The sequence below is a fragment of the Halostella limicola genome (assembly GCF_003675875.1).
GTDB lineage: Archaea > Halobacteriota > Halobacteria > Halobacteriales > Natronoarchaeaceae > Halostella > Halostella limicola.
Genome location: NZ_RCDI01000004.1, coordinates 53,671 through 67,306, shown reverse-complemented (window position 1 = coordinate 67,306; position 13,636 = coordinate 53,671). Strand labels below are relative to the sequence as shown.

Genomic DNA, 13,636 nt, shown 5'->3' with positions numbered 1-13,636 from the left:
GTTGCCTATGTGTGGGCTGTTAGACAATGTCAATGAAAGCCGTCGTGTACAAGGGGGAACACGAGGTAGCGGTGGAAGAGGTAGACGAACCGGAGATCGAGCATCCGAACGACGTGCTGATCGACATCACGACGTCGTGCATCTGCGGGTCAGACCTGCACATGTACGAGGGTCGGACCGCGGCCGAGCCGGGGATCGTGTTCGGACACGAGAACATGGGGGTAGTGACGGAGGTCGGTGACGCGGTCAGCTCTCTGGAGGAGGGCGACCGCGTCGTCGCGCCGTTCAACGTGGCCTGCGGGTTCTGTGAGAACTGCGAGGACGGCTACACCGGGTTCTGTACGAACGTGAACCCCGGCTTCGCCGGCGGCGCGTACGGTTACGTCGCGATGGGACCGTACAAGGGCGGCCAGGCCGAGAAGCTCCGCATCCCGTACGCGGACTTCAACGCGCTCAAACTGCCGGAGGGCGACGAGCACGAGGACTCGTTCGCGCTACTCGCGGACATCTTCCCGACGGGGTGGCACGGCACCGAACTGGCGAACCTCCAGCCCGGCGAGTCGGTCGCCATCTACGGCGCGGGGCCGGTGGGGCTGATGGCCGCCTACAGCGCAAAGATCAAGGGCGCGGCGGAGATCTACGTGGTCGACCGCGTCCCGAGCCGCCTCGAACTCGCCGAGGAGCACTGCGACGCGACCGCGATCAACTTCGAGGAGGCGGACCCGGTCGAGCAGATCAAGGAGCACCACGGCGGCGGCGTGGACAAGGGCGTCGACGCGGTGGGCTATCAGGCCATCGACCCGGACAAGGAAGGCGACGACGCGTACGACCCTGCGCGCGAGAACCCGGCGATCGTCATCAACAACCTCATCCGGACGGTCCGGCCGACCGGCGAACTCGGGATCCCGGGCCTGTACGTCCCCGAGGACCCCGGCGCGCCCGACGAGATGGCCGCGCAGGGTCGGCTCGGGATCGACTTCGGCCTACTGTTCGAGAAGGGTCAGAAGCTCGGCACCGGCCAGTGCAACGTCAAGGAGTACAACCGCGAGCTCCGCGACCTGATCATCGAGGGCCGCGCCGACCCGAGCTTCGTCGTCTCGCACCGGGTCAGCCTCGACGAAGCGCCGGAGATGTACCAGAAGTTCGACGACCGCGAGGAGGGCGTCACGAAGGTCCTGCTGGAGCCGTAAGCCACGGTCCGCACTCGTTTTTTACGCGACGCCGCGGGACAGGGAGCCGTTCGCGCGGCGGGCCTGACTCAGCGGTTCATGTACTCTTCCATGCACGTCGGGCAGTACTCCCACTCGGACGCCGCGGGCAGCACGGAGACGAGCCGGAACGCGTCGCCGCACTTCTCGCAGACGCACGCCTCGCCGTCGCCGCGGGGATTCGCGCTGTCGCTCACGCGCCCACACCCCGCCGGACGGCGGCATCCATTGCCGTCTCGACCGTCGTCTCCATCCGCGCTTCGCTAGTCGTCTCCCGCTTCGAGTTCGTCATGCCATAGCTTGGCGCTCAAGTACTGATGACCCTTGTTCCAAACCACCTTGGTGGCGAGAACCGGCGCTTTTCGGCCGTCACGTGAGCTTTTGTACCTGGTCGGCGAAGGCGAAAGCAACCGTGGCTCCAGAGTACGAACCGGTCGATTCGCCGGACGAGACCACCGTCTTCCCGTACCACGACCTCTCGGCACCGTCCGTCGCGGACGTTTACCGCGCCCGACGGACGGTCCGCGAGCACCTTCCCCGGACTCCGCTGGTTCGGAGCGAACCGCTCTCAGCCGAGTTCGACGCCGACGTCTACCTGAAGCGCGAGGACACTCTCCCGACGGGGGCGTTCAAGGTGCGCGGCGGGATCACCCTCGTCTCACGACTCGACCCCGAGTTTCGCGACCCGGGGCTGATCGCCGCGAGCACCGGCAACCACGGCCAGTCCGTCGCCTACGCGGGGCGGACTTTCGACGTGCCGGTCACCATCGTCGTCCCGGAGGACGCCAACCCGACCAAGGTGACCGCGATGGAGCGCCTCGGCGCGGACGTGCGGGAGTACGGCGACGACTTCGACGAGGCGCGCGAGCGGGCGGAGGAACTGGCCGCCGCGGAGGGGTACCGGTACGTCCACTCCGCGAACGACCCCGACCTGGTGGCCGGCGTCGGCACCGCCGGCCTTGAGGTGGTCGAGGACCTCCCCGACGTGGACTACGTGTTCTGCCCGGTCGGCGGCGGGTCGAGCGCGTCGGGCTACTGCCTCACGGTCGGCGAGTTGACCGACGCGACGGTCGTCGGCGCGCAGTCCGAGGCCGCGCCGGCGATGTACCGGGCGTGGGCGGAGGACCACCTCGACCCGAGCGACCGGATGGAGACGTTCGCCGAGGGACTGGCGACTCGGGTCCCCTTCGCGCTCACGACGCGCCTGCTCCGCGAGCGACTCGACGACTTCCGTCTCGTCAGCGAGGAGGCGCTCCGGGCGGGCGTCCGCGACCTGCTCGTCGACGAGACGGTCGTGATGGAGGGCGCCAGCGCCGCCGCCGTCGCCGCGATGCGGCAGCGGTCCGAGGAACTCCGCGGCGGGACGGTCGTTCTGCCGGTCTCCGGCCGGAACCTCGACGCGGAGAAGCTGCGACGGATCCTCGCTGAGGGGGAGTAGGAGACGCCGCGGATCCCCTCCGAGAGGGCGTCGGTGGTCGGCCGGAGGAAGCGCCCGCCGACACCTCTTTGTTCGTCGTCGCGGTACTCGTTCACATGTGTCAGTACTGCAGCTATCGCTACCACGACGGCTGGACGGCGCTTCTGGAGTACGACGACGTGTATCAGGACGCCGTCGTGGGCGAGTCCCGGTCCACCTACGGCTTCCACGAGTCCTGGGACGACCTCCGCGAGGAGGTCGGTTACGGCACGGACTGAGGGATGCGGCGGAGACTGAGGACTATGCAATGCGGACTGAGGACGATGCAGCGCGGGCTGGGGCGGCGCAACGCGGACCGAGGGCAGGCAGCGCGGAGCGAGGACTGCCATTTCTAGGGCATCCGAGCGCCAGGATCTATCCACCGCCGCGCCGTCCCTCAGCCGGAGCCGCGAGGGAACGCGTCGTCCGACCGCGCCCACGAACCAGCGTCCTCCGTCACGAGGCAGTCGTCGAGCTCCGCCGTGATCGCCGTCTCGTCCACCTCGCGGCCGATGAACACCAGTCGGGTCGCGGGGTCGTCGTCCCCCCATTCGCCGATCGGTCCGGCCTGCACCGCGGGGCCGGCCTGGCTGACTCCGACGACCTCGTCTGGTCGGCTCGCCAGCCAGGCGAACCCCTTCGCGCGGATCACGTCGCCGCGCCAGTCGTCCAGCCACGCGTCGAAACGCTCAGGGTGGAACGGACGGGCGGCGCGGTAGACGAAGGACTCGACGCCGTGGGCCTCGGCGGCGGACGCGTCGCCGTGGTCGTGGTCGGAGTCGCCGTGGTCGTGCGCGTGAGTTCCGTCGCTGCCGGCTCCGTCGCCGCCATGCGTACCCTCACCCGCCGCGAGCGCCCGCTTCCACCCCTGTTGCCGGCGTGCCTCCTCGAAATCGAACAGGCCCGTTCCCAGGACCGTCGACGGGTCCACCTCGGAGTACGTCGTCCGATAGAGCATCGCCCGAGGCTGGAGTTCCCGTATCGCCGCCTCGACCGCGTCGAGGGCGTCGTCGGGCACCATGTCGCACTTGTTCAGCAGGAGCACGTCGCAGAACTCCACCTGATCGACGAGCACCTCCGTCAGGGGCCGCTCCGGGTCGGGCGCGGCGGCGGGCAGCGACTCGTCGGGGTCGAACGCCTTCCAGAACCCGTAGGCGTCGATGACCGACACGGTCGTGTCGAGTCGGAACCCGTCCGGCGGATCCCGGTCCTCGGTGCCAACCGTCATCGCCCGGGCGATCGGGATCGGTTCGCTGATCCCCGACGCCTCGACGACGAGGTAGTCGAACGACCGCGCCTCTGCCAGCCGCGTCGCCTCCGTGACGAAGTCGTCCTGCAGGCGACAGCAGATACAGCCGTTCGAGAGGTCGACGATCCCCTCGTCCGTCCCGTCCTCTATCAGCGCGGCGTCGACGTTCACCTCGCCCATGTCGTTGACCACGACGGCGATGCGCCTGTCGCCCGGGTCGCTCAACAGCCTGTTGACGAGCGTCGTCTTGCCCGCGCCGAGCGGCCCGCTGATCGTGGTGACGGGGATGGCGTCACCGTCGATCGGAGCGTTCATGTCACAGGTTAGCTAGCATCGTACCAATAAGAACCCTTTCATGATATTAGACAACATTTAACATTACAGCATCCGTTCACGTGTCCATGCCGAAACGAACCGAGGGAGCGGGGCCGACGGTGCGAGTCACCGTCGGCTCACGCGGGGGTGGAGACGTGTTCCGGGCGGCGCGGGAGGCCGCCGACGCGGGCGTCGACGTCCGACAGGTCGGGCCGACGGGGGCGACGTGGCGGGAACCCCTCGTCGCGATGACCCGTGACGGCCGGACCGCGGTGTACGGCGGCGTGACGCCGACGGGGGTTCGGGGGCTTCTGAACCCGTTTCCAGACGAACTGCTGGAGCCGCCTGCAGAGACTGTCGGCGACGGGGACGCGCTCCCGTGGCCGTCGGAGGGCCCGCTCGCGGCGGGCGAGCGGCGCGTCCTCGCGCGCTGCGGCTGGGTCGATCCGACGGACCCGGCGCCGATGGGAGAGACCGACCCCGAAGCGCTCAAATCGGTCGCCCGCGAGACGGGCGTCCGGGGACGCGGCCGCGCGGACGCCGCCGACGGCCCGGTCGTCGAGGAGTGGGACGAGGCCCGCGAGGCCGACGGCGACCCCGTCGTGGTCGTGAACGGGAACGACGCGGACCCGAACGCGGACGCCGACCGCCTGCTCCTCGAATCCGATCCCGCGAGCGTCGTCGACGGGGCGCTCGCGGTCGCCGACGTCGTCGGAGCGACCGACGTGGTGGCGTTTCTCGGCGAGCGACACGACCTCGCCCGGTCGCGCCTCGATGCGCTGAAGGAGAACCTAAAGTCGTCCACCGTCTCGGTCGGCCCGGGAACGTTCGAGGTCGCGACCGGCCCGGACGCCTTCGAGGTCGGCGAGCCGACGATGGCGCTGGAGGCGCTGGAGGGCAACGACCGAATCGAGGCGCGGCGGCGGCCGCCGGGGCCCGCGACGTACGGCCTCTACGGGCGGCCGACCGTGGTCCACACGCCCCGGACCGTCGCCCAGCTGCGAGAGGCGGTGCGCGCCGAGGCCGCGAAGGACCACGTCGGCGCGCCGGACGACCCGGAGACGTGGCTCGTCACCGTCTGCGGCGACTCCCCGCGGGCGACGGTCGAACTGCCGACCGACGCCTCGCTGTCGCGCGCGCTCGACGCCGTCGACCGTCCCGGGCCCTCTGACGGACTGGACTTCGAGATGGCCTGCGTCGGCGGGCAGTTCGGCGGCCTGACGCGGTCGCTCGACGTGCCGGCGAACGCCGACGCGATGGCGGCGGCTGACCTCGGCGAGAACGGCGTCGTGGAGCTGTTCGACGGGTCCCGCTGCGCGGTCGCGGTCGCCGGCAGGCGGGCGCGTTTCGCGGAGGAGCGCAACTGCGGGCGGTGCGTCCCCTGTCGCGAGGGGTCGAAGCAACTGCAGGAGAAACTCCGTGACGTGTACGACGGCGACTACGACGCCGCCGGCCTGCGCGAACTGCTGCGGAGCATGCGCGACACGTCGCTGTGCCAGTTCGGCGTGGCCGCCGCGCGGCCGACCCGGACCGCGATGGACGAGTTCGAACCCGAGTTCCTGGCCCACGCCGACGGCCGGTGCCCGTCGGGGGAGTGCGAGCCATGAGCGCCGACGATCCCGATCCCGACGCTGACGGGTCGTCCGGTCCCACACCGGGCGTGCCGGACGTGGGTGAGGCGGGCCCCGACAGCCCCGGCCCGGCCGACTCCACCCCCGGTGTCCGCAACGTGACCGATCCCCGCGAGGAGACGCCGCTGACCGAGGACTTCCGCACGGGCACGGCGAACGATCCGCCCGTCGGCGCAGGAAGGTCCTGCGGTGCGGCCGACGGTCCCGTCTCGCTGCATGTCGACGGCCGGGAGGTGACGGTCGAGGGCGAGGCGACGCTGCTCGACGCCCTCGAAGCGGCCGGGCGGGAGGACGAGGTCTCCGCGCTCTGTAACTACGACCGCGACACAGAAGCCGGCGACATCGTCGGCCCACGAACGACCTGTCAGACCTGCGCGGTGGAGGCCGACGGCGAGGTCGTGCCGTCGTGTTCGTACCCCGTCCGCGACGGGATGCGCGTGCGGACTGGATCGGAGGCCGCCGCGGAGGCACGGAGCGTGAACCTCGATCTGGTCCTCTCGAACCACAACCTCCGGTGCACGACCTGCGGGAAGAACGGCCGGTGCGAACTCCAGGACGCATCTATCGAGGCCGACGTCGAACACCCGCGATACGGCGTGCTCGACGACCGGGACGCCTACGAACCGATCGACGACACGTCGCCGTTCATCCAGATCGACCGCAACAAGTGCATCCTCTGTAACCGCTGCGTCGAGGCGTGCAACGACGTGCAGGTGCAGGGCGTCCTCCGGATCGAGGACGGCCCAGACGGCGACCCCCGGATCGGTTTCATGAGCGACGCCGACACGATGGAGGACTCGACCTGCGTCTCCTGCGGCCACTGCGCGACGGTGTGCCCGACCGGGTCGCTCGTCGAGAAGGGGCTCGTCGACGAGACGACGCTCCCGCTCCCGGGGTTCACGCAGAAGAACTCCGTGGGGACGGTCATCGAGAGCGACGCGGTAGTGCGGACGGCCGACCAACAGCAGCCCTTCGCCGGCGCGCCCGAGCGCTCGGGCGTCGCCGGGTTCATGCAGCGAGCGAAGCAACAGGCGAGCGACGTGGCACGGCAAGCGGGCATGCGTGCCTTCCTGGAGGGCGAGCACGCGGCCGAGTGGCTCGTGGGGAAGACGGTTCCGGAAGGCCGCCTGTTCGACATCGCGACACTGGTGGCCCGAGCGCGGTCCCGCGACATCGAGCAGACGGAGACGACCTGCGGCTACTGCGCGGTCGGCTGTCGCTTCGAGGTGTGGTCGGACGATGACGAGAACGAGGTGCTCGGGGTCCGGGCGACTGACCCCGACGGCGCGCCCGCGAACGACTTCTCGACCTGCGTCAAGGGAAAGTTCGGCTACGACTTCACCGACGCAGAGGACCGCCTGGAGACGCCGCTGATTCGGGAAGACGGCCGGTTGCGGCCCGCGACGTGGGACGAGGCGCTGTCGCGGATCGCAGACGAGTTCGAGGCCATCCGCGAGGAGCACGGCCCCGAGGCGCTGGCCTGCTTCGCCTCCTCGAAGTGCACGAACGAGGAGGACTACCTCATGCAGAAGTTCGCGCGCGGCGTGCTCGGAACGCCGAACGTCGACAACTGCGCGCGGCTCTGTCACTCCTCGACGGTGGCGGCGCTGAAACAGACCGTCGGCTTCGGCGCCATGTCGAACTCGATCGAGGACGTGGCGAACGCGGACGCCTACCTCATCACGGGATCCAACACGACTGAGTCCCACCCGGTGCTCGCGACGCGGATCAAGCAGAACGTCCGCGAGGGCGCGGACCTGGTGGTGTTCGACCCGCGACAGAACGAGATCGGCGAGCACGCCGACCAGTACGTCCGGACGCGGCCGGGCTACGACGTTGCGTGGCTCAACGGCCTCACGCGGTACGTGATCGAGCAGGGTTATCACGACGAGGCGTTCATCGAGGAACAGACGCAAGGGTTCGACGACCTCCGGGAGAAGGTCGAGCCGTTCACGCCCGAGCGCGTGGAGGAGCTGGCCGGCGTCCCCGCCGAGGAACTGGAGCGGGCCGGTGAAACGCTCGGCACCGCCGACAGCGTCGTCTTCGGCTGGGCGATGGGGATGACCCAGCACTCCCACGGCACCGCGAACGTGCAGGCCGTCGCGGACCTCGCGCTCGCGCTCGGGCAGGTCGGGAAGCCGAACGCCGGGCTGTCGCCGTTCCGCGGCCACAACAACGTGCAGGGCGGCGGCGGGGACATGGGGACGCTCCCCAACGTCCTGCCGGGCTACCTCGACGTGACCGACCCCGACGTGCTGGACGTCTACGAGGTCGCGTGGGGAACGCGCCCGCCGGGCGAGATCGGGCTGAAGGTGCCCGAGATCGTCGACGCGATGCACGTCGGGGACGTGAAGGGCCTCTACGTGATGGGGGAGAACCCCGCGCTCTCGGAGCCGGACATCACCCACGCCGAGGAGGCGCTGGACGACTGCGACTTCCTGGTCGTGCAGGACCTGTTCCCGACGGAGACCGCCGAGTACGCCGACGTCGTGCTCCCGGCGGCCTCGTTCGCGGAGAAGGAGGGGACGTTCACGAACACGGAGCGCCGCGTGCAGTTGGTCGGGCAGGCCATCGACCCGCCGGGCGACGCGCGGCAGGACTGGCAGATCCTCCAGGACCTCAGCCGGCGCATCGCCCACGACGGGGACCGCTGGTCGTACGACTCGCCCGCCGAGGTGATGGACGAGATAGCCGACCTCGCGCCCATCTACGGCGGCATCAGCCACGACCGCCTCGAACGGGAAGGCGGCCTCCAGTGGCCCTGCCGCGACGCCGACGACCCCGGAACGCGCTTCCTCTACGAGGACGGGTTCAACTTCGACGACGGCAAGGCGCGGTTCGTCCCCGCCGACTCCGGCCACCCCGAGGAGGTGCCCGGCGAGGAGTTCCCGCTCACGCTCACCTCCGGGCGCGTCCTGTATCACTTCCACACCGGGACGCTCACCAGACGGCAGGAGGGGATGATGCGCCACGCCGGCGAGTCCTACGTCGAGATCCATCCCGCGACGGCGGAAGCGGCGGGCGTGGGCGACGGCGACCGCGTCACCGTGCAGTCGCCGCGGGGCGAGATCACCGTGACGGCGCGTGTGACCGACCGGGTCGGCGAGGGCGTCGTGTTCGTGCCGATGCACTTCGCGACGGGCGCGGTCAACCGCCTGACGAACGAGGCGTTCGACCCCACGAGCGGGATCCCGGAGTACAAGGTGTCGTCGGTCCGGGTCGCGCCAGCCGCTACGGAGGAGGGCGAGTCAGCCGGCGCAACGGTCGACGACTGAGCCCGCCCGGTGTTTCGCTGCGTTCCAGTCTTTAGTCTATCATATCGGCCACGAGATTTTAATAGGGTTCCTCCGTGGGGTCAGACAGATGGCGACCATCTACCAGTGCTCGGACGGCGGCTACTACAGCGACGTGCAGGTGTGGGAACGGTTAGAAGCCGGGCGGTGGCAGCCCTGTTGCTGGGAGGAAGACACCGGTCGGGAGTGGGTGGAGACGGAAGCCGAGGAACTGCTGCTGCTCGATCCGGTCGCGCGCTCCGAACTCCCTGAGGGCGTTCAGATCGAGTCCGCGTCGAGCGGGGTGCTCGTCCGCGACGACCGCCTCGACGCCCTCGAGTGTTAGGAGAGGACCGACCCGGCATACCGGTTCCCGTAGTTTGAACCGTCGTCCTGTGGAACGCTCCGGGCATGGCGTGCAAGATGGTCATTTTCGCCACCCGAAAAGAGGGGACCAGTCACGAGGAGTGCATCGAGTACATGGAGGAAGAGCACGCGCCGCTCGTCGAGGAGTTGCCGGGGCTCCAGAAGTACACGTCCTCGGTCCCACTGGACCCCGCCTCGGCCGGCGTCGACTACGTCGCGCAGCTGTGGTTCGACGACCCCGAGGCGATGGACGCCGCTTTCGAGTCAGAGACCGGTCGCGAGGTCACCGCGGACGCCGAGAACTTCCTCGACACCGACGCGCTCCGGATGGTCGCCGTCGGCGAGGAGACGACGCACGTCGAATAGACCCGAAGAGAGGGAGGATTACGCCCTAGCCCGTCAGTGGAACTGTACCGTCTCGTCCGCGGGGTCGACGGTCACTCTCTCGCCGACGGGAAGCGGCGCGACCGGAGTCGTGTGTCCCCAGTCGAGCCCGCAGACAACCGCCGCGTCTGGATTGTACCGACCGACCTCCTCGACGACGGCGTCGTACACTTGCTCGCGGTAGGCTTCCCGTTCCTCGCGGGGCGGTTCTTCGAGGAAGCTCCGACCCGGCGGCCTCCCCACGAGCACCCCGGAGAATCGCTCGAGCAGGCCTCGCTCACCCATCGCCATCAGCGTCCCGCGAACGTCGGTGGGACTCGGCAGGTCTTCTGCGGTTTCCAGGGCCAGAACGGCCCCGTCCAGTTGCTCGGCGTCGGGGACGTGTCGGTCGGCCGCGAGGTACCACTCCACGATCTGCCGGTTCCCGCCCCAGAGGCGACCGGTGACCGCGTCCGTTCCGCCGGCCCACTGCCACCCGGGGTTCGGCTCGTACGCGGGCGGCGAGTCGAGTTCGTCGGGGTTCGTCCACCACGTGCTCGGTTCGTCGGTCCACTCCGCCGACGCGTCGAGGTCGCCGAGCGACTCCTCGAAGAACGCGCGGCGGCAGTACCGCTTCGTGTACTCGGGGAGTTCCCCGGGGACGGCGAGTTCGTTCAGCAACTGCCCGCCGTTGTACGAGACGACGCCGGCGTTCCACAGCGCGAGCGAGAGGTTGGTGTTGTCGCTCATCCCGTAGAACCGGGTCGGGTTCGCGCGCAGGACCCCGGGATCGAGGTGACGCAGGACGCGCAACTGGTCCCAACCGCCGATCGTGGCGACGACCCCAGCGATGTCGGGGTCCCGGAACGCAGCGTGGACGTCGGCCGCCCGCGCTCGCGGGCTGGCAACCAGATACTCGTCGCTCTGTCGCGCGGTCGGATACACGACCGGTTCGAGGTCGAACTCCTCGCGGAGGCGGGTCAGGCCGAGTTCGAACACGTGCGGCGCGTTACGTGCGCCGCCGCTCGACGGGGCGACCACCGCGACGCGGTCGCCGGGCGAGAGCGGCGGCGGCGTGACGAAGTCGGTCGGCATACGCCGCCTATCGAAGGTTTCTCACAAGGTGTTTTCGGACGTTTGCGAACCGTTCGGAGCTTTGCGAACCGACGGAGATCGATGCTGCGTCGGCCGGGGCCGGCCCCGTCAGAGTCCATCAAAAGGGGGATGCCGGGAGCGTTATCTCCGGTGAGACACCTCTATCGATTTGTTCGTCCCTGGATCGGGGTATTCTACCGGTAGTCGCCGTCTTCGACCGATAGCCACCGTCTTCGAGTTTCGGGCGCGGTATACTACGTTCGATCTCGGCTTTCCACGCTCGGGGTCAACCGCCCACCTCTATCGATTTGTTCCGACTGTCCCCTGGTTTCCCGTCTCACTTCTATCGATTTGTTTGGGCTGCCCGTTCGGACGACCGGTAGGGGCCATCGACTCACCTGTCCCGATTTAGACCGGGGTTTAGACCTTGCTACGGTGATCAGGATAGGTGACCGATCGCACCGTTATCGATTTGTTCGGAAGGTCATCGCCGCCACGGAGACGCCGTTATCGATTTGTTCGGCCTCACTTGAAGACGCCTCCGACACCAACACGTCGGACAGTTCGTCCTTCGGTAAACGGCGTCAGCACACCCTTATCGATTTGTTCGGGGCGTCGTCCGCGCTCCCCCACACCTCTATCGATTTGTTTCGCCGCGGATGCGGGGACGCCCACACACCTCTATCGATTTGTTCGCGCTCACTCCCGGAGCTGCGCGTTCACGACCGCGCGGAGCTCGTCCTCGTGGACGTCTTCGATGCGGGAATCCTCCCGGAGCGTCTCGATGATGGTGTCCGGGTCCTCGCCGAAAGTGAACTCCAGATAGCTCCCGGAGTTCGGTCCCTGGCTCTTCCGCTCGGACTCGACCAGCGAGTACGTCGTCAGTTCCTTCATCTTGTTGACGTACGTCTCCTGATGGTACTGCTCGGCGTCGAGCGTCTGTGTGAGGTACTGGTACACCGTGTACCCGTGCGGGCTCTTGGCGGCGCTGTCCCCGGTCTCCGTCGCGACGGCGGCCGTCGCGTACAGGCAGAGCTTCTTCTGGGTCGAGATGCCGCGCGTGACCTCCAGTACGCGGTTCTTCTCGACCTTGTCCTGTGCCCGTCGGACGTCCTCCTCGCGGACCTGTTCGGCGCCGGCGCGCTCGGCGATCGAACCCGCGGTCCGGACGAGGTCGATCGCCTTGCGGGCGTCGCCGTGGGTCTGAGCGGCGAACGCAGACGCGAGCGGGATGACGTCGCCCGAGAGCGCGCCGTCGTGGAACGCGTCGCGGCGGTGTTCGAGGATCTCGCGGAGCTGGTTGGCGTCGTAGTCGTCGAAGTGGACGTCCTCCGGAGTGAACGAACTCAGCGCGCGGGAACCGACGTCCTCCATCATCTTCGTGTCGTTTGAGATCGCCGCGACGGAGATCTTCGCCGTGATCTCGTTGGTGCTTCCTGCACGGGAGAGTTGGTAGAGAAGCCGTGAGAAGGCCGGTTCGTCCTTGTCCCGGCGGCCCACGAGCATGTCGAGTTCGTCGAGGACAAAGACCGCGATGTCGTAGTGCTCGTTGACGAGCCGGTAGAGCTCGTTCCACTTCTTCTTCGTCGGGATGCCGTGCTCGGGGACGCCCACCTCCACGCCGGCGTCGTCCGCGACCTTGCGCGCGAGTTCGTAGACGGCCGACCCGAGGGTCCCGACGTTCTGGCAGTTCATCTGGAAGACGCCGAAGTTCGTGTCGCGGTTCTCGGTGAGGTCCACGATGTTCTGACAGACCGCGTTGATGATCAGGGACTTGCCCGTCCCGGACGGGCCGTAGAGAAACAGGTTCGGCGGTCGCTCGCCGCTTATCGCGACGCGGAGATGGCGCGTTATCGCCGACAGCTGCTCGTCCCGGCCGACGATCCGGTCCTCGTCGACGATCTTCGTCGGGTCGAGCAGCGTCCGGTCGCGGATGAGCGTCGCCGTCTCCTCTTGCTCCAGGATCATGTCCTTTATCGACCCTGCGTTCCTGGAGTCGCCGTCGCCGGGACCTGACATACCTACCCCATTCCGTTCCCCCGGCAAAAAGGTTCCCCCTGTCGATTTGTTTTGCCGCCGAATAGCCGTTCTTCGGGGAGAATACCGACGTATGCGGTCCTCTCCGTGGGACCTCCGACGATTTGTTCGACCTCGGCGAAGGTACGTCGTCGCTTCCGGATGAGAGAGCTTGGGAGGTCGGGATGAGGGGTCAGTGTCGTCTCAGTGCAGCTAGACGTATCGAGGACACACAGACACACCTCTATCGATTTGTTCCGGCGTGAGAAAGGGGCGGGGTGTAGAAGACGGAACGCGCGGTACGGTGGACGTATCCGTGTCGTTTCGGTTGGTTCGGTTCTACTCTTTCTCTTCTTCTTTCTAGTCTAGTTCTAGAAGACTAGAAGAACACACCCCGATATCGATTTGTTCCATTAGCGTGCAGTCCGTGGATTTTCGCTGTTCGTGGATACTTAAATCCTCCTTCCTCAGACCCTCGTTAGATCGCGGCTGTTCGACTGTTCCCGGTCCTCCCCGTTCTCTTCATCTCGAACAAATCGATAGAGGTGTGTGGGTGTCCCCGCATCCCCGACGGAACAAATCGATAGAGGCGTGGGTGGGTCGTTTCGTCGCGACGGTCCGTCGTCGCCACCTCGAACAAATCGATAGAGGTGTCTGTCCGTCAG

The 13,636-nt window shown here is 67.9% G+C and carries 11 protein-coding genes; 7 read left to right on the top strand and 4 right to left on the bottom strand.

Annotated elements, in window-relative coordinates; all coding sequences use genetic code 11:
- Positions 1-32: 32 nt before the first annotated feature.
- Positions 33-1,190, top strand: a complete 1,158-nt coding sequence (locus tag D8670_RS17220; RefSeq protein ID WP_121819364.1) for a glutathione-independent formaldehyde dehydrogenase — start codon at positions 33-35, stop codon at positions 1,188-1,190.
- A 68-nt stretch (positions 1,191-1,258) separates the two neighbouring features.
- Here D8670_RS17220 and D8670_RS21125 read toward each other — a convergent pair whose 3' ends face one another.
- Positions 1,259-1,405, bottom strand: coding sequence for a hypothetical protein (locus D8670_RS21125; protein WP_162994343.1), 147 nt, complete (start codon positions 1,403-1,405; stop codon positions 1,259-1,261).
- A 215-nt stretch (positions 1,406-1,620) separates the two neighbouring features.
- On the opposite strand from D8670_RS21125, the gene D8670_RS17215 reads away from it, so the two are divergent.
- The gene (locus D8670_RS17215; RefSeq protein ID WP_121819363.1) at positions 1,621-2,646 is read left to right on the top strand and encodes a threonine ammonia-lyase; all 1,026 of its coding nucleotides are present in this window, start codon (positions 1,621-1,623) and stop codon (positions 2,644-2,646) included.
- Positions 2,647-2,741: 95 nt separating this feature from the next.
- Positions 2,742-2,903 carry a hypothetical protein gene (locus D8670_RS21120; RefSeq protein WP_162994342.1) on the top strand — a complete coding sequence of 54 codons (162 nt, stop codon included), beginning with the start codon at positions 2,742-2,744 and terminating at the stop codon, positions 2,901-2,903.
- A gap of 158 nt (positions 2,904-3,061) precedes the next feature.
- Here D8670_RS21120 and D8670_RS17210 read toward each other — a convergent pair whose 3' ends face one another.
- A complete protein-coding gene (locus D8670_RS17210; RefSeq protein ID WP_121819362.1) occupies positions 3,062-4,228 on the bottom strand; it encodes a CobW family GTP-binding protein in 1,167 nt (388 codons plus the stop codon).
- An 86-nt stretch (positions 4,229-4,314) separates the two neighbouring features.
- Between D8670_RS17210 and D8670_RS17205 the strand changes: the two genes are divergently transcribed.
- From D8670_RS17205 to D8670_RS17190, 4 genes are all read left to right on the top strand, one after another.
- The gene (locus D8670_RS17205; RefSeq protein ID WP_121819361.1) at positions 4,315-5,835 is read left to right on the top strand and encodes an NADH-ubiquinone oxidoreductase-F iron-sulfur binding region domain-containing protein; all 1,521 of its coding nucleotides are present in this window, start codon (positions 4,315-4,317) and stop codon (positions 5,833-5,835) included.
- Entirely contained in the window at positions 5,832-9,134 is a 3,303-nt protein-coding gene (gene fdhF, locus D8670_RS17200; RefSeq protein WP_121819702.1) for a formate dehydrogenase subunit alpha, read from the top strand. The genes D8670_RS17205 and fdhF overlap by 4 nt, the downstream gene beginning before the upstream one ends.
- 88 nt (positions 9,135-9,222) lie before the next feature.
- Complete coding sequence (locus tag D8670_RS17195) at positions 9,223-9,477, top strand: hypothetical protein (protein ID WP_121819360.1); 255 nt, start codon at positions 9,223-9,225, stop codon at positions 9,475-9,477.
- 65 nt (positions 9,478-9,542) lie between these two features.
- Positions 9,543-9,863 carry an EthD family reductase gene (locus tag D8670_RS17190; RefSeq protein WP_233752260.1) on the top strand — a complete coding sequence of 107 codons (321 nt, stop codon included), beginning with the start codon at positions 9,543-9,545 and terminating at the stop codon, positions 9,861-9,863.
- A 33-nt stretch (positions 9,864-9,896) separates the two neighbouring features.
- Here the strand turns inward: D8670_RS17190 and D8670_RS17185 are convergent, their stop codons facing one another.
- Both D8670_RS17185 and D8670_RS17180 read right to left on the bottom strand, forming a co-directional pair.
- Entirely contained in the window at positions 9,897-10,955 is a 1,059-nt protein-coding gene (locus D8670_RS17185) for a S66 family peptidase (protein WP_121819359.1), read from the bottom strand.
- Positions 10,956-11,654: 699 nt separating this feature from the next.
- The gene (locus D8670_RS17180; protein ID WP_121819358.1) at positions 11,655-12,974 is read right to left on the bottom strand and encodes an orc1/cdc6 family replication initiation protein; all 1,320 of its coding nucleotides are present in this window, start codon (positions 12,972-12,974) and stop codon (positions 11,655-11,657) included.
- Positions 12,975-13,636 lie beyond the last annotated feature (662 nt).